The sequence below is a fragment of the Hominenteromicrobium mulieris genome (assembly GCF_046197855.1).
Classification (GTDB): Bacteria; Bacillota; Clostridia; order Oscillospirales; family Acutalibacteraceae; genus Hominenteromicrobium; species Hominenteromicrobium mulieris.
In genome coordinates, this window is the sequence record NZ_CP173188.1 from 2,942,777 (window position 1) to 2,963,380 (window position 20,604).

18 protein-coding genes are annotated in these 20,604 nt (G+C 53.8%); 5 read left to right on the forward strand and 13 right to left on the reverse strand.

Annotation, left to right across the window (positions count from 1 at the left end; translation table 11 throughout):
* Positions 1-20: 20 nt before the first annotated feature.
* The 7 genes from aroC to aroE form a co-directional block, all read right to left on the reverse strand.
* Complete coding sequence (gene aroC / locus ACI0CA_RS14530; RefSeq protein WP_308448507.1) at positions 21-1,097, reverse strand: chorismate synthase; 1,077 nt, start codon at positions 1,095-1,097, stop codon at positions 21-23.
* The gene (gene aroA, locus ACI0CA_RS14535) at positions 1,078-2,364 is read right to left on the reverse strand and encodes a 3-phosphoshikimate 1-carboxyvinyltransferase (protein ID WP_308448506.1); all 1,287 of its coding nucleotides are present in this window, start codon (positions 2,362-2,364) and stop codon (positions 1,078-1,080) included. The genes aroC and aroA overlap by 20 nt, the downstream gene beginning before the upstream one ends.
* A gap of 84 nt (positions 2,365-2,448) precedes the next feature.
* A complete protein-coding gene (gene aroB / locus ACI0CA_RS14540; RefSeq protein WP_308448505.1) occupies positions 2,449-3,531 on the reverse strand; it encodes a 3-dehydroquinate synthase in 1,083 nt (360 codons plus the stop codon).
* A complete protein-coding gene (locus ACI0CA_RS14545; protein ID WP_176819992.1) occupies positions 3,531-4,358 on the reverse strand; it encodes a prephenate dehydrogenase in 828 nt (275 codons plus the stop codon). Before ACI0CA_RS14545 ends, aroB begins: the two co-directional genes overlap by 1 nt.
* A 25-nt stretch (positions 4,359-4,383) precedes the next feature.
* Complete coding sequence (aroF, locus tag ACI0CA_RS14550; protein WP_176819991.1) at positions 4,384-5,397, reverse strand: 3-deoxy-7-phosphoheptulonate synthase; 1,014 nt, start codon at positions 5,395-5,397, stop codon at positions 4,384-4,386.
* Between the two features lie 348 nt (positions 5,398-5,745).
* Entirely contained in the window at positions 5,746-6,411 is a 666-nt protein-coding gene (locus tag ACI0CA_RS14555; RefSeq protein WP_412384811.1) for a shikimate kinase, read from the reverse strand.
* 27 nt (positions 6,412-6,438) lie between these two features.
* Positions 6,439-7,308: a shikimate dehydrogenase gene (aroE, locus tag ACI0CA_RS14560; protein ID WP_417422647.1), complete on the reverse strand. Its 870-nt coding sequence runs from the start codon at positions 7,306-7,308 to the stop codon at positions 6,439-6,441.
* Between the two features lie 184 nt (positions 7,309-7,492).
* Here aroE and acpP point away from each other — a divergent pair, with 184 nt between their 5' ends.
* The 4 genes from acpP to ACI0CA_RS14580 all read left to right on the forward strand — a co-directional run bounded on the left by acpP (position 7,493) and on the right by ACI0CA_RS14580 (position 12,032).
* Positions 7,493-7,726 carry an acyl carrier protein gene (gene acpP / locus ACI0CA_RS14565; RefSeq protein WP_176819988.1) on the forward strand — a complete coding sequence of 78 codons (234 nt, stop codon included), beginning with the start codon at positions 7,493-7,495 and terminating at the stop codon, positions 7,724-7,726.
* A 404-nt stretch (positions 7,727-8,130) separates the two neighbouring features.
* Positions 8,131-9,570, forward strand: a complete 1,440-nt coding sequence (gene proS / locus ACI0CA_RS14570) for a proline--tRNA ligase (RefSeq protein WP_395591444.1) — start codon at positions 8,131-8,133, stop codon at positions 9,568-9,570.
* A 352-nt stretch (positions 9,571-9,922) separates the two neighbouring features.
* Positions 9,923-11,041, forward strand: a complete 1,119-nt coding sequence (locus tag ACI0CA_RS14575; RefSeq protein ID WP_446806679.1) for a Gfo/Idh/MocA family protein — start codon at positions 9,923-9,925, stop codon at positions 11,039-11,041.
* A gap of 139 nt (positions 11,042-11,180) precedes the next feature.
* Positions 11,181-12,032, forward strand: coding sequence for a sugar phosphate isomerase/epimerase family protein (locus ACI0CA_RS14580; RefSeq protein ID WP_446806678.1), 852 nt, complete (start codon positions 11,181-11,183; stop codon positions 12,030-12,032).
* Between the two features lie 709 nt (positions 12,033-12,741).
* On the opposite strand, the gene ACI0CA_RS14585 is transcribed toward ACI0CA_RS14580, so the two are convergent.
* From ACI0CA_RS14585 to prmA, 5 genes are all read right to left on the reverse strand, one after another.
* The gene (locus ACI0CA_RS14585) at positions 12,742-14,307 is read right to left on the reverse strand and encodes a carboxylesterase/lipase family protein (RefSeq protein WP_418782257.1); all 1,566 of its coding nucleotides are present in this window, start codon (positions 14,305-14,307) and stop codon (positions 12,742-12,744) included.
* Positions 14,308-14,419: 112 nt separating this feature from the next.
* The gene (locus ACI0CA_RS14590) at positions 14,420-14,908 is read right to left on the reverse strand and encodes an HD domain-containing protein (RefSeq protein ID WP_418782258.1); all 489 of its coding nucleotides are present in this window, start codon (positions 14,906-14,908) and stop codon (positions 14,420-14,422) included.
* A 5-nt stretch (positions 14,909-14,913) separates the two neighbouring features.
* A complete protein-coding gene (locus tag ACI0CA_RS14595; RefSeq protein ID WP_395506877.1) occupies positions 14,914-15,441 on the reverse strand; it encodes a GNAT family N-acetyltransferase in 528 nt (175 codons plus the stop codon).
* Between the two features lie 14 nt (positions 15,442-15,455).
* Positions 15,456-16,700: an aminopeptidase P N-terminal domain-containing protein gene (locus tag ACI0CA_RS14600; protein WP_412331032.1), complete on the reverse strand. Its 1,245-nt coding sequence runs from the start codon at positions 16,698-16,700 to the stop codon at positions 15,456-15,458.
* Positions 16,701-16,948: 248 nt separating this feature from the next.
* Complete coding sequence (prmA, locus tag ACI0CA_RS14605) at positions 16,949-17,884, reverse strand: 50S ribosomal protein L11 methyltransferase (protein WP_412264296.1); 936 nt, start codon at positions 17,882-17,884, stop codon at positions 16,949-16,951.
* A gap of 116 nt (positions 17,885-18,000) precedes the next feature.
* Between prmA and ACI0CA_RS14610 the strand changes: the two genes are divergently transcribed.
* A complete protein-coding gene (locus ACI0CA_RS14610; protein WP_395506878.1) occupies positions 18,001-19,524 on the forward strand; it encodes an oligosaccharide flippase family protein in 1,524 nt (507 codons plus the stop codon).
* Positions 19,525-19,591: 67 nt separating this feature from the next.
* Here the strand turns inward: ACI0CA_RS14610 and ACI0CA_RS14615 are convergent, their stop codons facing one another.
* On the reverse strand, positions 19,592-20,560 hold the full coding sequence (locus ACI0CA_RS14615) for a sugar phosphate isomerase/epimerase family protein (protein ID WP_308450113.1): 969 nt from the start codon (positions 20,558-20,560) through the stop codon (positions 19,592-19,594).
* Positions 20,561-20,604 lie beyond the last annotated feature (44 nt).

Below are 20,604 nucleotides of genomic sequence, written 5' to 3' on the forward strand. Positions count from 1 at the left end.
CTCGCTCCTTTCTATTCTCTTTAACGCAGCAAGTCCATCAGCGCCAAGGCTGCCGCAGCTTCCGCCACAGGGATGGCGCGCGGGACGATACACGGGTCGTGGCGGCCGTGGATGGTTAAATCGGCGTTTGTTTTCGTGGTGAGATCGACCGTGTGCTGTTCACGGCCGATGGACGGCGTGGGCTTGACGGCGATGCGGAATAGAATCGGCATGCCCGTTGTGATGCCGCCCAAAATGCCGCCCGCGTTGTTCGTTTTCGTGCGGACGAGACCATTTTCGTCGTAGTAAAACGCGTCGTTATTTTCGCTGCCACGCATACAAGCAACATCAAAGCCCGCGCCGAACTCCACGCCTTTGACGGCGGGGATGCCGTATAAAATCGATGCAAAGACGTTTTCGATGCCGCCGAACATAGGACTGCCGATGCCTGCCGGGACACCGACTGCGGCGCACTCGATGATGCCGCCGATGCTGTCTGCGTCCAATCGCGCGGCTTCGATCTCGGCGCGCATTTTTTCTTCGGCCTTGGGGGAATTGACCGCAAAAAAGCGGGTATTTAAGGCATTTAAGTCGTCTTTTGAGACGTTTACGGGATCGAACGGGGTATCTTTTGCGCTGCCGACCGCATAAGCGTGCGCACCGATCGTGATGCCGCGGCGCTCTAATATCTGGCGGCAGACGGCGCCTGCGAACACGAGGCACGCGGTGAGACGACCCGAAAAATGCCCGCCGCCGCGAATGTCATTTGCGCCGTCGTAGCGGACAGACGCGGTGTAATCGGCATGGCCGGGACGCGGGTGAATTTTTAAATCGGAATAATCCTTCGAACGCGTATTGGTGTTCGCGATGATAGCCGCGAGCGGCGCGCCTGTTGTGACGCCGTTGAAGAGGCCCGAGAGCACCTGCGGCTCATCGGCCTCAAGGCGCGTGGTGGCGGTCTTGTCCTTGCCCGGCGCACGGCGCGCCATCTGCACGCGAATTTTTTCCATGTCTATTTTTTCATTCGGCGGGAGATTATCGAGCACTACGCCGATTGCTTCCGTATGGCTGCCGCCGAAAATGGACAGCTTGATGTTTTCACCCCAGGTCGATGCCATCGGCGATCCCTCCTAAATGTTTATGATCCCGGAAAAATCCGGGGTAGGATTTTTTGATGCTTTCCGCGTCCGTGACGGTGACTGTGCACGCACAACCGGCGGCAGCGAGCGCCATGACGACGCGGTGGTCGTTCATGCCCTCGGCTTTGCCACCCGTAAGCGCGGGCTTGCCGTGAATGATAAGGCCATCCGGCACGGCTTTAATGTCTGCACCGAGGTTTTTGAGCGCCGCTTCCATGGCAAGCAGACGGTCACACTCCTTTAAGTGCAATCGCTCCGCGTGGGAAATGACGGTCTCGCCCTCCGCGAACGCGGCCGTGACGGCGAGCGCAGGCACCATATCGGGAATTTGCGCGGCGTCAATCGCGATGCCGTGCAGTCCGCGGTAGGGCTTATCTATATTTTTGTTTTCGGCAACATAAACGCCGTTTTCTTCGGTGACAGAAAGCCCGAACTGCCGCCAGAGATGGACGCAGGCTTTATCGCCTTGCAGAGAGGTTTCGGAAAGGCCGAGCAGGCGGATAGGGCCGCCGGAGATAGCGGCTTCCGAGAGAAAAAACGCGGCCTGCGACCAATCGCCCTCGACGGTATAGTGCTCTGCGCGGTACGTCTGCCCGCCGGAGATGTGCCAGCCGGTCTCGGTCTCCTCAATTTTAACACCGAAGCCCGCGAGCACCTCTATCGTCAAATCGATATAGCCTTTGGATTCGAGCGGGGTGGTCAGCGTAACGGTGGAATCCTTTTTGAGCAGCGGCAAAGCGAATAATAAACCGGTTATAAACTGAGAACTGATGTTGCCCGGCACGCGGAAATCGCCGCTTTGAAGCTTGCCCGTGATGTGAAACGGCAGACCGCCGGCAGTCTCGACCGTTACGCCGTGCTGCGGCAGAAGGTCTGTGTAAACGCCGATAGGGCGCTCGGGAAGTCTGCCGTGACCGACAAACGTCGCTTCGATGCCGAGGGCGGCGAAAACGGGGATGAGAAAGCGCAGCGTGGAACCGGATTCACCGCAATCGACCGTGACGCTTTGGGGTGCCGTGCCCGGCGCGATGCACAGCACGCCGTTTTCTTCCGCTTTCACCGTGCCGCCCATGGCGCACACGCCGTTTAATGTAGCTTCCATATCCGCGCTGTGGTCAATGGGCCCGACACGGCACGGCGTTTTGCACAGCGCCGCCGAAAGCAATGCGCGGTGCGCGGCACTTTTGCTTGGGGGAATGCGCACTTCGCCCTTAACGTGGGCGGGGCGGTAGGTCACCTCTGCCATAGTATCACCTTGTTTCTACATAAATTTATCTCTCTATATTTGACATAAGGCAGCACGATGAGAATGATGCTGCCTTCCTAAAAATCAATTCAATTTTCTGCGGCGGTTCTGCTCGGCGGCGAGTTTATAGCGCAGTACGAGGTAGTTTCTGTCCACCGGGTGAATAACGCTTTCGCCGATCTGCTTTAAGAGGATCAGGTTGAGCGTTTTTCCAAAGCTTTTTTTATCGAGCGCGGTTGCTTCCACAACTTTGGCGAAATCAAACGCGGACTCGGTGGGCATGCCATAGCTTTCCAGCACGCGGCGGATACGCGCAGCGGTGCCTTTTTCCGTGATGCCGAGACTTTCACCCACTTCGCCCGCCATGACCATACCGATGCCGACGGCAAGGCCGTGCGAAAGCGACGAGAAGCCCGTAAGCTTTTCGAGCGCGTGGCCGAATGTGTGGCCGAAGTTTAAAATCATACGCCGGCCTTTGTCGTTCGTGTCTTCCTCGACAAAATGCTTTTTGCACAGCACGCAGCGGCAGATGGTTTCCTCCAAATGGTCGATGACTTGTCCCTGCTCCAATTTATCGAACAGCGCGGCGTCTGCGATGCAGCCGTATTTGATGACCTCGCCCATGCCGTCCGTGAAATAGGCATCGGGCAGCGTGGAGAGCGTTTGGGGATCGGCGAGGACGAGGCGCGGCTGATGGAACGCGCCGACGAGGTTTTTACCGAACGGCAAATCGACACCCGTTTTGCCGCCGACACTGGCATCTACCTGCGCCAAAAGGGACGTGGGCACCTGCACGAAATCCATGCCGCGCAGGAACGTTGCCGCCGCGAAGCCACCCATATCGCCCGCTACGCCGCCGCCGAGCGTGACAATGATGTCGCTGCGCGTGAAATCGTTTTCCGCAAGCGCTTCGTAAATCTGCATGACGGTGGAAAGCTGTTTTTGCGGCTCGCCGGCTTCAAAGACGAACTCCGCCGTGTGGATACCCGCTTTTTCAAGCGAAGCTTTTAGACGCTCGCCGTATATCGGGAAGACGTTTGTCTCGCTGACAATCATGGCGCGGCTGCCGGGGCGGACGAGCGGGGCAATTTTTTCGCCCGCGCGGTCCAAAACGCCGTCTTCTACAATAACTTCATACGGTTTATCTGTTTTAATCTCGATCACCATTATCCGAATTTCTCCTTTTTTTCACGTGCGGAGGAAAGCAGCGCCACGAGCTCTGCCCGATCGTTTTTCGCCACCGCAGCGCGTATACGTTCTATATTGCGCACGAGTTCTTCCGTCTCGTCCGCTAATTCCTCACGGTTTGCAAGGAAAAGGTCTGCCCACAGCTCCGCATTGATGCGCGCCACGCGCGAAACATCACGGTAACTGCCGGCGGAAAAGCCGCTGTGCTCATCGCAGCGCGGGCTCATGACATAAGCGCACGCCAAAACGTGCGGAATCTGGGACGTATAGGCGATCATACGGTCATGCTTTTGCTGCGTGCAGTATTTGATGGTGCCAAAGCCCATGCTTTTTGCGAGCGATACAAGGGTATCTGTGGCGCTTTGCGGAGCTTCGCCGGGCACGAGAATATAGGAAGCGTTATAAAAGAGGCTTGCCTCGCTGGCATCGAACCCGCTGCGCTCCTTGCCCGCCATGGGGTGGCCGCCGACGTAAACGAACGGGTAGTTTTTGGCGATCTCCGTTAATTTGCCGCAGACCTGATTTTTGATGCCGCACACATCCGTGACAATGCAGCCTTCTTTAAAATGCGGTGCGTTTTCCTCGACGAAGCGCACGACATCTGCGGGATACAGACAGACGTACACGACGTCCGCGTTTTCGAGCAATGACGTGCTGCCGACGGAATCGATGGCGCCGAGGGAAAGTGCGTCGAGCAGGGTGTTTTCGTCACGGTCAAAGCCAATGACGGTATGCTCTGTATTTTCTTTGAGGGCCTTTGCAAGCGAACCGCCGATGAGACCCAGACCAATGATTGCGATTTGCATATTGTTCTCCCTTTCGGGTAAATTTTTACAGGCTCTTCACCGTTTCGGTGACCTTCTGCACTTTCTTTGCGAGCACGTCGAACTGATCCGGCGTGAGGGACTGTGCGCCGTCGCACAGGGCGCGGCTGGGGTCATTATGCACCTCAATGATGAGGCCGTCTGCGCCGACGGCTGCCGCTGCCATGGCAAGCGGCTCGACAAGCCAGTTGATGCCGCTGGCATGGCTGGGATCTACGATGACGGGCAGATGGGAAAGGCGCTTTAAGATCGGCACGGCGGAAATATCGAGCGTATTGCGGGTGAATGTCTCATACGTGCGGATACCGCGCTCGCACAGGATGACCTGCTCGTTGCCGCCCGCCATGATATACTCGGCACTCATGAGAAGTTCTTCGATGGTGTTGGCAAGGCCGCGCTTTAAAAGAATCGGCTTATGCACGTGACCCAGCTCCTTTAAAAGCTCGAAGTTCTGCATGTTTCTTGCGCCGACCTGAATGACATCGACGTCCTCAAAGAGGTCGAGGTGGCCGATGCTCATAATCTCGGTGACGATGGGCAGGCCGGTTCTTTCCTTGGCTTTTTTGAGGAGCTCGAGGCCCTCTGCCTTAAGACCCTGGAACGCATACGGCGAGGTGCGGGGCTTGAATGCGCCGCCGCGCAGGAACGTAGCGCCTGCGGCCTTGACGCGCTCTGCAACACAGCAGATCTGCGCTTCGCTTTCGACGGAGCACGGACCCGCGATGAGCGCAAGGGAACCGTCGCCGATCACCTGACCGGTAGGAAGCTTGATGACCGTATCTTCCGGATGGAACTTACGGTTTGCTTTTTTATACGGCTCCTGCACGCGCTTAACGCTTTCAACAATATCCTGTGCGGCGATGTACTCGCTGTCTACCGCAGCGGTATCGCCGATAAGGCCGAGCACGGTGGAATGCGTGCCGACCCATGTGTTAACACTGACGTCATAACGGTCGGTAAGATTCGAAATGAAGTTTTTGACCTGTTCTTCACTGCGGTTGGCTTTGAGTACGATGATCATGTTTTTTCCCTTACCTTTCTTTTATAGGAGCCGTGCCCCGCTGCCGCTCTCGGCACAAAAAAAGCGAAGCCCATTGGCTCCGCTTGGTTTTATACTGCTCAGAATACTTCAAATTCCTCCGCGCAGAAATTTTCCGCGCGTTTTCAAGCGTTGCCCGGTATATTCACATACGACGAAAAGCACACGGTATAAAATCGTGCGCTAAAATACTTTGTAAATCGTCTTGTGAATAAAACGGACTGCATAGTTTGAACCATCCTATATGTGACTCTTGCTTTGCGATTTGCAGGTTTGCTTTATCTATCCTGCATCGCTGTGTTAAAATCATACCGCCGCGCGGGCGCTTTGTCAAGAGTTTTCTTGCGGTGTTCCGGGAGAAGTTCTTTTTTTGCGTCTTCTTCTGCGGAAGCGCTTCTTTTGAGGCTGCTCCTTTTCGGAGGTGTTTCCCGGCTTTTTGCGCTTCGCTTTTTCAATGGGCTCGCCGCGCAGGGCGCAAATGCGCTCTACAACGACAACCGTGGGCGCGCCGGCGTCGACGACGACGTCCGCGCTTGCGAGGTATTTCGGGCGGCGCTCGTTTAAAAGGCGCTCAATCACCGCGCGGCGGTCCGGCGTCTGCAGAAGCGGGCGGCGTTTATCATTTTTGAGGCGCTCCTGCAAGGCGGCCAGCGGTACGTCGAGATAATAGATGGTACCGCCGCCTTGATGGAAGCCCTCTACGTTCTGCGGCTGCATCAGCGTGCCGCCGCCCGTGGCGATGACGAAATGATTACTTTGCGCAAGCTCCTTTACGGTCTCGGTCTCGAGCGCGCGAAAATGCAGCTCGCCGTATTCTGCGAAAATCTCCTTGACCGTCATGCCGGTCTTCTTTTCTATGTACAAGTCCATATCGACAAACTGCATATCGAGCGCGGCGGCCAAGCGACGGCCGACCGTGGTCTTGCCGCTGCCCATGAAACCGCTTAAAACGATATTGCCCGATTTTATGATTTCACCTTTTACTTTTTTGTCCATTTCCCGTTCCCCGTTTCTTTCGGTTCGTTATGCGCGGAAAAGCCGTGCCGTTTCCGCTTCCGCATCGCAGATGAGCTGTTCGATATCGCTGTCCTTAAACGACGCGCCGTACCAGAGCTCGTGCGCGGCGACCGCCTGACAGACGAGCATGCCCATGCCGCCGACAGTTTTGAGTCCGCAGCTTGCGGCAAGCTTTAAAAATTTCGTTTTGCCGGGATTATAGACGGCGTCGAACGCGGCTTTGCAGCGGGAGAGCACGTCTTCCCCGACAGCACTGACACCGGTTTTGGGGTACATACCGAGGCTTGTGGTGTTGAGCACGAGATCGTAGTGCCCGGTTTCCTTTGCGAGCTCGTCATAAGACAGCACGCGGAACACGCCGGTTTTGCTGCGCGTGCGGCAGAGCTCCGCGAGTTCATCGCTGAGCACCTGTGCTTTTTCGAGCGAGCTTTCGCGGCAGACGATATCAAGATGCGGTGCATCAGCCGTGAGCACGGCTTCAAATGCGATGGCACGCGCCGCGCCTCCGCGGCCGAGCAGAAGGAGCTCGCCGTTAAAATCGACCCCATAGCGCGCAAGGGCCTTTTTGCAGCCGACACCGTCCGTTGTGTAGCCGGTCATTTTGCCGTCTTCGACACGCACGGTGTTGACGGATCCGAAAAGCTTCGCTTTTTCGTCGATACCGTCGAGCAGGGGAATGATGTCGCTTTTGTGGGGGATGGTGATATTGAAGCCGTCAAGCGTGCGCAATGCGGGCAGCGCCTGTGTAAGGGACGGTACATCCAGCACGGAATATTCCGGCTTATGGCCTGTGAGGGAGAAGAGGCGATCATGGATAAACGGCGACATCGTGTGCCCGATGGGGTGCCCGATGACGGCAAAACGGCGAAGCTGCATTTTAAGGCTCTCCTTTAAAAACAGAAAAATTTAGCACGGAATGCGGAATTGCTATTGACAAATAAGCCGTGCATCCATACAATGTATGTGAAGTACACCCCGATTGTATCATGCCTGCGGCGTTTTGTCCATACGGCAGACGGTGCAGTACTTGACAAATACTACACGATAGGAGGAAAATTAAATGGTTCTGGAGAAAGTTATCGATATTATTGCTGAGGAGCTCAGCGTAGATCCCTCCGAGATCACCGAGGATTCCAACCTGGTTGAGGATCTGGACGCAGATTCCCTTGCTGTTGTTGATCTTGTCATGTCCATCGAAGATGCTTTCAACGTAGAAATTCCGGATACGGAAGTTGAAAACCTCAAGACGGTTGGCGAAATCGTTCAGTTCATCGAAGAACATCAGGGTCAGTAATTTTTGCGCTCTGCGTGAAATTTTTCGCCTTGTGCAAAACGATATGAAAACACCGGGAGCGGCTTTCTGGCTGTTCCCGGTGTTTTTTTGCTGATTTAATTTATTCCGATGGACAGCTGTTTTGTGGGTACTCTGTTTCTGTAAATTAGTTTAAGCTAACTTTGAATTATTTATTGAATTATTTGTATATAAGTATCTTTGGTACAAATTGCACCGAATAGTACAAGGAAAGAAGAAGCAAACCTTCTTTTCCGTTTTTTTTAATAAAATCTTAGGCGGCCCGCATAAAGATGGCGGCCGCTCTTGCTTTTCAGGAAAATTCCCTGTATAATAAGAAACAATATGCCCGCTTTGGGCCCGGCGGCACAGCGTTTGCCGCACGAATCGTGAAAGGACTGAATTTCTTGGCGAATCAGAAGAAGATGGTCAACGACATCACTTCCATGGACGTTGACTTTTCCAAATGGTACACCGATATTGTTAAAAAAGCCGAGCTGATGGATTACTCCAGCGTAAAAGGCTGCATGATCATCGAGCCGTACGGCTACGCGATCTGGGAAAACATTCAGCATGAACTGGACGATCGCTTTAAGGCGACGGGTCACCAGAACGTTTACATGCCGCTGTTCATCCCGGAATCCCTCCTGCAGAAGGAAAAAGACCACGTAAAGGGCTTTGCGCCTGAAGTGGCCTGGGTAACGGAAGGCGGCAGCGAGAAGCTGAGTGAGCGCCTGTGCGTACGCCCGACGAGTGAGATTCTCTTCTGCGAGCATTACCAGAAGATCATCAACTCTTACCGCGACCTGCCGAAGCTCTACAACCAGTGGTGCTCCGTTGTGCGCTGGGAGAAAACGACGCGTCCGTTCCTGCGCTCCTCCGAGTTCCTGTGGCAGGAAGGCCACACCATGCACGAAACCGCAGAAGAAGCCATGGAAGAGACCATGCGCATGCTGCACACCTACGAGGAGTTCTACAAGAACGTGCTCGCCATTCCGGCTGTGACCGGCCAGAAGACCGAGAAAGAAAAGTTTGCGGGCGCTGTGGCGACCTACACCATTGAGCCGATGATGCACAACGGCGTTGCTTTGCAGGGCGGCACGAGCCACTACTTCGGAGACGGCTGGGCAAAGAACTTCGGCATTACGTTCACGGGCCGCGACAATACCCTGCAGCACCCGTACCAGACCTCCTGGGGCGTTTCCACCCGCATGATCGGCGCCATCATCATGGTACACGGCGACGACAACGGTCTTGTACTGCCGCCGAAGGTCGCGCCGATCCAGCTGGCAATCATCCCGATTGCACAGCATAAGCCCGGCGTGCTCGACAAGGCAAACGCGCTGTATGAATCCCTGAAGACGAAGTTCCGCGTGAAGCTGGACGACACCGACAACTCCCCCGGCTGGAAGTTCAGCCAGTATGAGATGCAGGGCGTGCCGCTGCGTTTGGAGATCGGTCCGAAGGACATTGAGCAGAACCAGTGCGTGCTCGTCCGCCGCGACACGAGAGAGAAGATTTTCGTTTCGCTCGATAACCTTGAGGGCGAGATTGAAAAGGCCTTGCAGGCTGTGCATGACGGTCTTTATGAGCGTGCGCTGAAGAACCTTGAAGAGAAGACCTTCACGGCGACGACGTATGAGGAGTTCCTCGACATTGCGGAGAACAAGCCCGGCTTCATCAAGGCCATGTGGTGCGGCGACAGCGCGTGCGAGGACAAGCTGAAGGACGCGACCGGCGGCGTGAAGTCCCGTTGCATTCCGTTTAAGGAAGAGCACCTCTCTGATGTTTGCGTTTGCTGCGGCAAGCCGGCAAAGCACATGGTCTACTGGGGCAGACAGTACTGATTTTTCTGCTTTGCGTAGCGCTATATCAAATCGGCATACGTGTTTTACACGGTTTTAACTGTGTTTTTATAAGCAGAATGTTGTAAGAATACTTTAGGGCACACCGTATTTTTTGCGGTGTGCCTCTTTTTTTGCTCTTTTTTATGAAATGCACGGCTGATTTTTGGACGCGCAGGCAACAAAGCAAAAGTTTTTATGCAAATGATACAAGCAAAATAGAAAAAGCTTGTGCAAATCCACTTTTTTCACAAAAAGGGCTTTACATTTGCTTTGGAATGGTCTAAAATACAAGCAGAAATAAATCGTTAGGAGTCCGTATGGACTTCGGCGTAAATTTAGGAGGAGAATTCCAATGGCAAATGTAAGAGTTGGCTTTATCGGCTGCGGCGGTATTGCAAACGGCAAGCACTTCCCGGGCATGGCCCAGCAGGAAGGCGTAGATATGTGCGCATTCTGCGACCTCATTCTTGAGAGAGCAGAAAAGGCCGCTAAAGAGTACGGCACCCCGGACGCTAAGGTTTACACCGATTATCATGAACTTCTGGCAGACCCGACGATCGACGCTGTTCACGTTCTGACCCCGAACGTTGCACACTGCGAGATCACCGTTGCTGCTCTTGAGGCTGGCAAGCACGTTCTGTGCGAGAAGCCGATGGCTGCTACCCCGGCTGACGCTAAGAAGATGCTTGAAGCAAGAGACAGAACCGGCAAGATGCTGACGATCGGCTATCAGTATCGTCACTTCCCGGAGAACCAGGTTGCTAAGAAGGTTGTCGATTCCGGCGTTCTTGGCGATGTTTACTATGCAGAGGCTACATACCTCCGCCGCCGTGGCGTTCCGACCTGGGGCGTATTCACGGATAAGGCAAAGCAGGGCGGCGGTCCGCTGATCGACATCGGTACGCATGCTCTTGACCTCACACTGTTCCTCATGAACAACTACGATGTTGACTATGTTTGCGGCACTTCCTTCGAGAAGCTCGGCCACACGCTCGATGCTAAGCATCAGGGTCAGGTCAACTACCGCGGTGAGTTCGACACCTGGAACAACGAGACCTATGACGTTGAGGACTCCGCTGTTGGCTTTGTTAAGATGAAGAACGGTGCTACGATCGTTCTGCGCGCTGCTTGGGCTATCAACATGGCTGAAGACTACGCTGCAAACGGCGAAGCTTACACGATGCTGGCTGGTACCGAGGGCGGTCTCGATACGAAGGAAGGCCGTGTCCGTCTGAACCACGTTGTTGCTGAGTACCCGACCATTTCTTGGGTTGGCAACAAGGTCAGAGGTTTCATCCCGGGCTTCTCTCAGGGTCCGGCACCGAAGTCCAAGGAAGCTGAGATCTGGGTCAAGGCTCTGAAGGGCGAAGGCGAGCTGTTTGTTACGGCTGATCAGGCTTATGTCGTCACGAGAATCCTCGATGCGATCTATGAGTCCAACAGAACCGGTAAGCCTGTTTACTTCGACTAATTTTAATCAGTACATTTTGTGTGCGGCGGCATTTCGTGTCGCCGCACATTTTTTAAGGCGGGGTTCCCGCGTTCCGGCATAATAGAGCCGGCGCGGGCTTTCCGCAAACGCAATTATTTTTTAGAAAGGTGTTTTTCCCATGGAAAATATCAATGTTCAGGTTTATTCCTTGGTTTCCGAGCCGATTAGCCCGATTGAGAAGCTGAAGACCATTGCAAAGCTCGGTTTTGCAGGCGCAGAGTTCACCGCGGACTTCACAGAAGTGCCGGTTGAAGAAATGAAGAAGGTCCTTGCTGAGAACAACTTGAAGGTCGATTCCGCTCACGTCGGTCTGGATCAGATTGAAGGTGTTCTCCCCTACTTTGCAGAGCTGGGCGCAAAGCTCGTCATCTGCCCGATGACAAATTTCTGCAACAAGGCAGAAGCTGAAGAAGTTGCAGCAGAGCTCAACCGCCTCGGCAACATTGCGAAGCAGTACGGCATTAAGATCGGCTACCACAACCACACCGACGAGTTCTATGTGGACGAGGGCAAGTATCTTTATGACTGGCTCATCGATGCATGTGACCCGGAAGTTACGGCTTTCCAGCTTGACTGCGGCTGGTGCAGCGCAGCAGGCGTAAACCCGGTGGACTTCATCAACAGCCACGCAGGACGCATTGCAAGCATCCACATTAAGGAAAACGGCGGCGTTATCGGCGCAAACAAACCGCAGTCCCGCCACGACAACACCCCGCGCTTCAAGTTTGAGAAAGACGCTGACGGCAAGCCGATCTTCCCGCCGGAGTTCCTCAAGATGAAGGAAGAGCACGACAAGCTGAACGTGCCGCAGGGCCAAGGCATTGTGGATTGGAAGGCTGTTAAGGCAGCTGCCGACGCACAGTGCGACAACGTCATTTACGTTGTTGAGCGTGAAGCCAGCTACAACGACCCGCAGGATCGCGTAGCTTGCCTTGCTGAAGACATTGCATGGCTGAAGGCTAACCTGTAATTTAATTTAATGCAAAATGAGCCGAGCACAGAAGCTGTGTTCGGCTTTTTTGTTGCGCAAAAAAAGAGGCTTGCAGTAACCATAGCGAAGCGACGCTAAAAGTTTTTGATCGACCTTTTTTCAAAAAGGTCGTGGGGTCTCGGGGCAAAACCCCAAGTCGCTTTCCGCAGAAAGCGAAACCCTATTGCGTTTGCAAAAACTAGGAAGGTAGATTTGAACGTCCGGGGGACGTTCAAATCGTAGGGAACCCAGTTGCATGGGTTCCCTGAAAGGGCGGTCAATGACCGTCCTATATATATATATATGCGGATTTTAACAAAAAGGAAGGTGCTGCGAGGGTCGTTAGAGCGATGTATCTCTCCCTTTCCCTCTGACAGAGAGAGCTTGAAAAGAGCGGCTTCTTTCCGCTCTTTTTCATATACGCAGGCATAAAATAAAGCCGCGCTCACGGAGAAAAACGTGAGTGCGGCTTTTTCTAAGGACTTGCTTTGGCAAGTCCTTTAGGAAACCCATGCAACCGGGTTTCCTACGGGTAAACAGTCCACCGGACTGTTTACCCTACCTTCCTAGTTTTTGCGAACGCAACAAGATTTCGAGCTTTGCGAAGCTCGACCAAAGGTTTCACCTTTGGAATCTGACAAGCTTTTGAAAAAGCTTGAGCAAAACTTTTGCGTCGCTATGCTATGGTTGACGGAAAAACGCGAAGCGTTTAGTGCTGAATCTGCTGCTCTTCCTCGTCATCGTTATGGCTCCACGGCGAGGGAGCTAATTTTTTATGCAGCGCAACAAGCTCGTGGTCGTAGTTATGTCTGACTTCACACTTTTTGTCGAAAATCATGGTCGCTTCGTCGTCTGCGGTGCAAGCCGGCCACTCCGGCAGGTCTTCGCTGGACGGTTTGCCGTCACGCGCGAAGTTAAGCCACGCGTCGCACATCTGCTTTTCGAGCAAATCAGTCACGCCGGGCTCGTTATACGCGGCAACAAGGCTCGTGTTATGGAACACAAACGGGATCTCGCTGCAATGCCATGCGATATGGCCGCCGTCGTACGGGAAGGTGTACGTCATCATATACGAATACGTGCCGCTTTCCGGGTGCTGCGCTTTTTTCAAGATGAAATCGGTAGACGGCGCGCGGAAGATGGAATCCATGAACAGCACGTCGCTGACGTCCTTATCCGGGTAAACCTCGGCGAACATCTCCTTGAGCTTTTTGCCCTCTGCGCCGTAGCGTTTTTCGATCATAGAATCGATGAGCGCAGCATCGGCCTTTTCCTCTTCGCTTAATGCCGGCATGAACGAGAACTCGCCGAGCACGGTGCCAACCATGACCGGGATGGTCTTTGCGTGCTCCGTGAAACCGACCTCGAGCGGATCGCCGAGGTACCAATCGTTTGCGAGCGGGTTGCCGCCGACGTATGCGCCCGTCTTTGCGACCTCCGGCGCGACCTTGTTGTACGCCGCCGCGAGCTGTGCGTACGGGATGGTCTCCAGTGCTTTGACATCATCGAGCTTCAATTCTGCCAGAAGCGCCGTGACGATGGCTTTGCCGTTCTGCTCCGTGGAATTGCCGGAGACAAAGTGGTCGATGCAGCCACTCTGCACGACGCCCTTATGGAACAGGCCGTCCGCCGCAGGGGTCTGCATCAGCGTCCAAACCTTCATACCGCCGCCGGACTGGCCGAACAGCGTGACGTTTTCCGGGTCGCCGCCGAAGTTTGCGATATTTTCGTGAATCCACTGCAAAGCTGCGACCATATCGGCGTTGCCGGCGTTGCCGGAATTCTTATATTCCTCGCCGAACGGGGAAAGGTCGAGATAGCCGAGGATATTGAGACGGTGGTTGAGTGAAACAACAACAACATCGCCGTATTTGCTCATGTTTTCGCCCTCGTAGGCGATGTGCTCAATGGAGGAGCCCGCCGCGAATCCGCCGCCATGCAGCCAAACGAGCACAGGCTTTTTGGCGTTCGGGTCAAGATGCTGCGTCCAGATATTGAGGTACTGGCAGTTCTCATCGAGCGGCCAATAGCGGTGCGGCACCATCAGCTCGTTGCTGGGCTGATCCTGCTGCAGCATGGGGCACACGTAGCCGTAAGCCAGCGCGTTTTTGATGCCCTCCCACGGCTCTACCGGGGTCGGCTGGTGGAAACGCTTTGCATCGGCGTATTTTACGCCGTGGAACGCATATGTGCCGTCAAGCTGAAAACCGCGCAGCTTACCGGCTTTGGTCTCGACGACCGGGTCTGTTTTGGTGCACATGAAATTTCTTGCCATATATCACAACTCCTTAAAAATTTGACAAAGTAAAAGGAATAACTCTGCAATATTAATTGTAAGGTTATTCCTCATAAATGTCAATATTCTGTTTTTTGATTTTATGTGCAATTTACAAGAACAGGTCTTTTAAAAGCTGCTTGCCGGTCTTTGTGCGGAAGATGTTCTCGCACACCTTTTCGGCGGCTTCATGGGTCATGCCGCCCTCGAAAATGTTTACGAGGAAATCGGCTTCAACCAAAATCTGATAATCGATGCCGTTGATGTTCGTGTACGTGTGGTGGTGACCGATGAGATAGCAGATACGCTCCGTCTGCCCATGGGTATAACCGCACGCGGGCAGCATTTCGAGTGCGATGGGCGGGCCTTCCACCTCCTGGTGAGGGCCGTTGCAGTTGCCGTATTTTTCAAAGCACACACGGATGCCGATGTCGTGCGTAATGGCGGCGGCTTCCAAAATTTCTTTTGTCGCATCGTCCACGTCTTCGCCCTCTGCGATGGTCTTTGCGAACGCGAACACCTTCAAAAAGTGGTTGACGCGCTCGACACAGCCGCCCTCGTACTCCGTCATTTTCAAAACGAGCTTGCTAAAATTTGTCATGCTTTTCACTTCTTTCTTTCAAAATCGTCTGCGCAGGGCACCCAGTACCGGCGCGTGAGGATGCCTTCTTCCAGCACTTTGTTTTCGAGTACGCCGCCGGCGCTTTCAATCGTTTTCGCCGATCCGGTGTTTGTATCATTGCAGGTGATGAGTACCTTTTTGATGCCGATTGAACGCGCAATGGGCAGCGCGAGCGCAAGCTGGATTTTGGCATACCCGTGGCGGCGCTCACTCGGCACAATGCCGTAGCCGATGTGACCGCCGAACAGCCTGAGGTAGTCGTTCAGCTCGTGGCGGATGTCCACGGCGCCGAAGAGTTTTGTTTCGTTGTCATCGGTGAGAAAATAAAGCGTTTCATTCACAAAGCCCTCGGGGACACGAGTGCGCTTTTGGATGCTTTCACGCCGCCATTCCTCAAACGGCAGATTTTTCGGATTTGCGGACGCGATGGGTACGATGCGCTCCGCGCCCCAGTCTTTAAGATATGCCGCATACTGCGTCGCTGTAATTTGTTCCGGCAAAATCAGTTTCATTGAAATTTCTCCCGTTATCTTGCCATGACGGCCTCGATGTCTTCGATGGTGCGCGGCACGGACGCAGAGAGGTTCTCTGCGCCGGTCGGCGTGACAAGGCAGTTATCCTCCACGCGGAAGCCGATGCCGAGATCTTCGGCGTAAATGCCGATATCAACGCAGAAGACCATGTTCGGCGCGATAGGCTTACCGAGTGCATCGACAACATCGTGCACGTCGTAACCGACATGGTGCGCACCGCCGTGCCACATGTATTTGCCAATCTCATCGTAAGAGGACAGCAGACCGATCTTTTTCAGCTGCTCACAGCAATAGCGGCGGGCGGTCTTATCCACATCGTCCATGAGCATACCGGGCTTGATGATGGAGAACATGTAGTTCGACGTATTGAGGGCACACTCATACAGCATGCGCTGCTCTTTCGAGTATTTGCCGTTGCACGGCCAGCCACGGGAGACATCGTTACACTCGCCGTCCCACTGCGCGCCAACGTCATTCAAGATCATATCGCCGTCCTTGGCTTGTCCCATGTAGCTGTCGTAATGGATGCAAAAGTTGTTTTCGCCGGCGGAAATGATGGAGTGGAACGCGGGCTCAAGCACACCGGCGCTGGTGAGGGCGTAGTCGAACTCGGCTTTATACTCGTACTCATACATGCCGGGGTGCGAAGCGCGCATCATGCGCAGAATGCCTTCGTGCGTAACGGTCATAGCACGACGCATGGCGTCAATCTCGCACGGAGCCTTCAGGGTACGCAGGCGCTTTAAGATGGGCAGGATATTTTCAACCGTGAGGAACGGGTAGCCGGTCTTAATGGTCTGCGCGAAGCGGTGGGCTTCATCTAAGCCCTCGTCCGGCGTATGGCGGTAGAGGTCGAGGTAGACGCGCTGCACGTTGCCGCTGTTCAAAACACGGTGGATATCGTTTTCAAAGTTCTCAACGAAACGGATATCCGTGATACCGGACTGCGCCATAACTTCATCGGCTTTCGGTCTGCGGCCCGTCCAGCGCTCTTTCATGAGATCCGGCGGGAGGATATAGATGGATTCCTGCACATTGCCGCCGATTTTTGTGGCGACCAACACGAGCCCCGCGAATTTAATGCCCGTTAAATACAGGAAATTGCGGTTTGTGAAGAATGTATAGTACGCATCGGCGCTCTGGCGCGGTGCGCTGCCGGAAAAGAACACGGCTGCGCTGCCGTCTTTCATTTCGGCGTACAGGCGCTGACGGTTTGCCTTGTGGAATTCTGCTGTCATGATAATCCCTCCGAATCTTCTTTGCTTTTATCTATTTCTAAAGGCTTGCTGAGCAAGCCTTTTAAGAAACCCCTTGATAGGGTTTCTTACGTCAAATCGTCCACCGGACGATTTGACTATCTTCCTGATCTTTGGGTAAGCAAAAGGATTTCGTCGTCTGCGGACGACGAATCAGGGCTCTACCCTGATAACCCGCAAGTTTTCTGGAAAAAACTTGACCAAAGACTTTGTTTGTCGCTTCGCTATGTTTACTTTAGCTTTGCTGCAAGTGCAACCCAGCCTTTTTCCTCTTTGCGGTCGATGATCTCGAATTTATCCGCGAGGCACGCCAAAACATCGTCTTCTCTGGTATCAATGATGCCGCTCATGATATAGACGGTATCGAGCTTCATAAAGCGTGGAGCATCTTTTGTGAGCAGAATCACGACGTCTGCGACGATATTCGCGACAACGACATCGAATGTGCCGGTAACCTTATCTGCCAGATTGCCGCAGATGCCGGTGAACTTATCGCCGACGTGGTTGATCTCTGCGTTTGCGACGGCGGTCTTGACGGCGAGAGCATCAATATCGACGCCAACGGCGCTGCCTGCGCCGAGCAGCAGACCGGCGACGGACAAAATACCGCTGCCGCAGCCCATATCAAGCATGGTATCGCCCGGCTTTACATACTTTTCGAGCAGCTCCATGCAAAGGCGGGTCGTTTCATGCGTGCCGGTACCGAACGCGAGACCCGGCTCCAGATGCAGCACGACGCGGTCACCTGCTTCGTACTCGTCCTCCCACATGGGGCGCACAAGCAAGCGGTTGCCGACGGGGATGGGCTTAAAATACTTTTTCCAGTTGTTGATCCAATCCTCCTCCGCACAGTTGGCGGCGGTGATGGTGTTCTCAATGCCGACGGCTTCAAAACGCTCTTTGAGGAAAGAAATGGCTTCCGCCGGGTTTTCCTCCGGGCTGATATACACATGGATGATGCTTTTGGTTCGGTCTTTTTTTAGAAGGTCTTCGTCAATGAGGTCGATATGCGCGATTTCCATCGCTTCCTCTTCTAAATGCGAATAGTCTTCAATATAAATGCCGTAGGGCACGACCATCTGCGCAATGTCGCCCGCGCGGTCCGTATCCGCCGCGGGAATAGTGACCTGTAATTCGGTCCAGTCTGCGTTTACCTGATCTGTCATACTTTTTAACTCCTGTTCTCTTTTTATAAAATGCAGAAAATTATCTATACATTTCTCATATAAGCTGATTATACAACGCGCCCGGAAAACTTGCAATAGGAGGCCCTGCGACAATCATGACAAAACGCAAATTTCTGCTGCAAGGCATCGCTTTAACGGCATTTTCACTGTTTTTCCGCATTACGAATATCGGCTACCGTGCGTATTTATCGGGCAAAATCGGTGCGGAGGGCATGGGGCTTTACCAGCTCATCTTCTCCGTGTTCCTGCTCGCCATCACGCTTTCCACTTCCGGCATCAGCTTGGCCGTGACGCGCATGGTGACGGCAGCCATTGCGGCGAACCACCGCTGCACGGTGCGCAGCGTGGTGACGCAGTGCTTTTTGTTCTGCCTGACGGTGAGCTGTACCATTGCGGTTTTGCTGCTGTGCTTTTCGGATTTTGCCGCCGCGCATATTTTGGGCAACGCCGGCGCGGCGCCGTCTCTGCGCATTTTGGCGCTGGGGCTGCCGTTTATGTCGCAGTGCACGTGCATGAAGGGATATTTTTTAGCAGTGGACGAATCGCTTTCCACCTCATGGAGTGATGCGGTGGAACAGGTGCTGACGATTTTCTCCGCCGTTATGCTGTTCTGGTATTTTGCGCCGCAGAGCATAGAAGCCGCGTGCTTTGCGGCGATGATTGCTTCAACATTCGGAGAAGCCGTTTCGTTTTTGGCGGGGTTCCTCATTTACCGCCGCAGCTTAAAGCGCAACACGCCGAAAGAAAAAGAGCAGGCGACGGGCGTTCTGCACGGGATGTTCCACATTGCGGTGCCGTGCACGCTTTCGAGCGCGGCGCGCAGCTTGCTTTCAACGGCGGAAAATCTGCTCATCCCGCGCGAGCTCGGGCGTTACGGGCTCAGTCGTGCGGCTTCCATGTCCGCCTACGGTTTATTGCAGGGCATGGCAATGCCGATGCTGTACTTTCCGTCTTCGTTTTTGACGTCGTTCGCGTCTTTGCTCATCCCGAAAACGGCACGGGAATTTGAGCTTTCGCACCGCAGGGCCGTGCGGCACATCACGCAGCGCGCGGTGCACGCAGCCCTGCAGTTCGGCATTTTCTGCGCGGGGATCTTCTTCGTTTTCGGCAGTGACTGGGGCGAGGCGTTTTATAAGAGCCGGGAAGCCGGGGCATACCTCAAAATTTTGGCGCCGCTCGTACCGCTTTTATATCTGGATGTCGTGGTGGACAGTCTTTTAAAGGGGCTTGACGAGCAGCTGAACTCCATGAAATACAACTTTTCGGATTCGTTTCTGCGTGTGCTTTTGATTTTGCTTTTTATGCGGTTTGCCGGTATGCAGGCGTACATTGCAATTTTGTTTTTCTCGTCCATCTTCAACGCGATGCTGAGTGTACGAAGATTATTAAAAGTCGCCGATGTGCATATCGGGCTATTGAAAAGTGCAGTGATGCCGGCGTTTTTTGCACTGCTTGCCGCGAATGCAACACAGTTTTTATTGAAAAGCATTTTGCTTTCGGGTATTCCCCTTGTTTTGCTGCAAACGGCGGTTTGTGCAGGGTTTTATGCCGCTTTGCTGTTCCCGTTTTTAAAGCTGTGCGCGTATCATACGGACAAAAAGCAAACCGTTAAAACATAAAAGCGGCGCTCCGACAGGTTGCCCTGCCGAAGCGCCGTGGTTTTATTTACGTGTTGTCAGAAAGGAATCAGATCCAACGGGTCTCGGTCATCTTCGGCTCGAAGATGATAGCGGACTTCAGGGTCTCAACAGCCTTCATAAGGCCCTCGTTCTGGCTCATGAGGCTATCCTCATGTTCAATGCTGATGGCATAGTCATAGCCGACAAGGCGCAGAGCGCTGATGATGTCCTTCCAATAGAGCAGATCGTTGCCGTAGCCGACGCTGCGGAAGATCCAGGAGCGGTGTGCTTCGTCTGCATAGCTCTTCGTGTCGAGCGCGCCGTTCTTTGCCATGTTGTACTTATCGAGACGGGTATCCTTTGCGTGTACGTGGAAGATTGCGTCGCCGCCGAGCTCGCGGATAACAGCAACCGGATCCATGCCCTGCCAAATGAGGTGGGACGGGTCAAAGTTTGCGCCGATCTCCGGGCCCACAGCCTCACGGAGCTTGAGGAGCGTCTCGGTGTTGTAAACACAGAAGCCCTGGTGCATTTCAAGAGCGATCTTGTTGACGCCGTGCTCTCTTGCGAATGCTACAAAATCCTTCCAGTAATCGACAAGAATCTTCCACTGATACTCAAGAATCTTACCGAAATCGTCCGGCCATGCGCATACAACCCAGTTCGGATACTGAGAGGTCTCGCAATCGCCCGGGCAGCCGGAGAAGCAGTTGATCTGATGCAGGCCGTATTTTTCAGCCATCAGAACTGCGTTGCGCATGTCCTTATCATAAGCCGCAGCCAGCTCCTTATTCGGGTGGATCGGGTTGCCGTGGCAGGAGAATGCGCTGACTTCCATATCATACTTCTTGATGGTATCGCAGAACTCCTGATACTTTGCTTCATCGTGGAGCAAAACTTCCGGATCGCAGTGATCTTTGCCCGGATAGCCGCCGCAGCCGATTTCGACCATCTGGATGCCCATGGACTTGAAATACTTCAGTGCGTCCTCAAGAGGCATGTTGCCTACAACATTGGTAAGTACGCCTAACTTCATGTTAAAACACTCCTTCTAATTGAATAAATCAAAAGAATAACAGA

Excerpts from the sequence above, each read along its gene's own strand:
- ACI0CA_RS14555 (WP_412384811.1), bottom strand. The coding sequence starts at position 6,411 with ATGGACAAAAAAGTAAAAGGTGAAATCATAAAATCGGGCAATATCGTT.
- ACI0CA_RS14595 (WP_395506877.1), bottom strand. The coding sequence starts at position 15,441 with ATGAAACTGATTTTGCCGGAACAAATTACAGCGACGCAGTATGCGGCA.
- ACI0CA_RS14575 (WP_446806679.1), top strand. The coding sequence starts at position 9,923 with ATGGCAAATGTAAGAGTTGGCTTTATCGGCTGCGGCGGTATTGCAAAC.
- ACI0CA_RS14615 (WP_308450113.1), bottom strand. The coding sequence starts at position 20,560 with ATGAAGTTAGGCGTACTTACCAATGTTGTAGGCAACATGCCTCTTGAG.
- ACI0CA_RS14545 (WP_176819992.1), bottom strand. The coding sequence starts at position 4,358 with ATGCAAATCGCAATCATTGGTCTGGGTCTCATCGGCGGTTCGCTTGCA.
- aroC (WP_308448507.1), bottom strand. The coding sequence starts at position 1,097 with ATGGCATCGACCTGGGGTGAAAACATCAAGCTGTCCATTTTCGGCGGC.
- ACI0CA_RS14580 (WP_446806678.1), top strand. The coding sequence starts at position 11,181 with ATGGAAAATATCAATGTTCAGGTTTATTCCTTGGTTTCCGAGCCGATT.
- ACI0CA_RS14610 (WP_395506878.1), top strand. The coding sequence starts at position 18,001 with ATGACAAAACGCAAATTTCTGCTGCAAGGCATCGCTTTAACGGCATTT.
- aroA (WP_308448506.1), bottom strand. The coding sequence starts at position 2,364 with ATGGCAGAGGTGACCTACCGCCCCGCCCACGTTAAGGGCGAAGTGCGC.
- ACI0CA_RS14585 (WP_418782257.1), bottom strand. The coding sequence starts at position 14,307 with ATGGCAAGAAATTTCATGTGCACCAAAACAGACCCGGTCGTCGAGACC.
- ACI0CA_RS14590 (WP_418782258.1), bottom strand. The coding sequence starts at position 14,908 with ATGACAAATTTTAGCAAGCTCGTTTTGAAAATGACGGAGTACGAGGGC.
- acpP (WP_176819988.1), top strand. The coding sequence starts at position 7,493 with ATGGTTCTGGAGAAAGTTATCGATATTATTGCTGAGGAGCTCAGCGTA.
- aroB (WP_308448505.1), bottom strand. The coding sequence starts at position 3,531 with ATGGTGATCGAGATTAAAACAGATAAACCGTATGAAGTTATTGTAGAA.
- aroF (WP_176819991.1), bottom strand. The coding sequence starts at position 5,397 with ATGATCATCGTACTCAAAGCCAACCGCAGTGAAGAACAGGTCAAAAAC.
- ACI0CA_RS14600 (WP_412331032.1), bottom strand. The coding sequence starts at position 16,700 with ATGACAGCAGAATTCCACAAGGCAAACCGTCAGCGCCTGTACGCCGAA.
- aroE (WP_417422647.1), bottom strand. The coding sequence starts at position 7,308 with ATGCAGCTTCGCCGTTTTGCCGTCATCGGGCACCCCATCGGGCACACG.
- prmA (WP_412264296.1), bottom strand. The coding sequence starts at position 17,884 with ATGACAGATCAGGTAAACGCAGACTGGACCGAATTACAGGTCACTATT.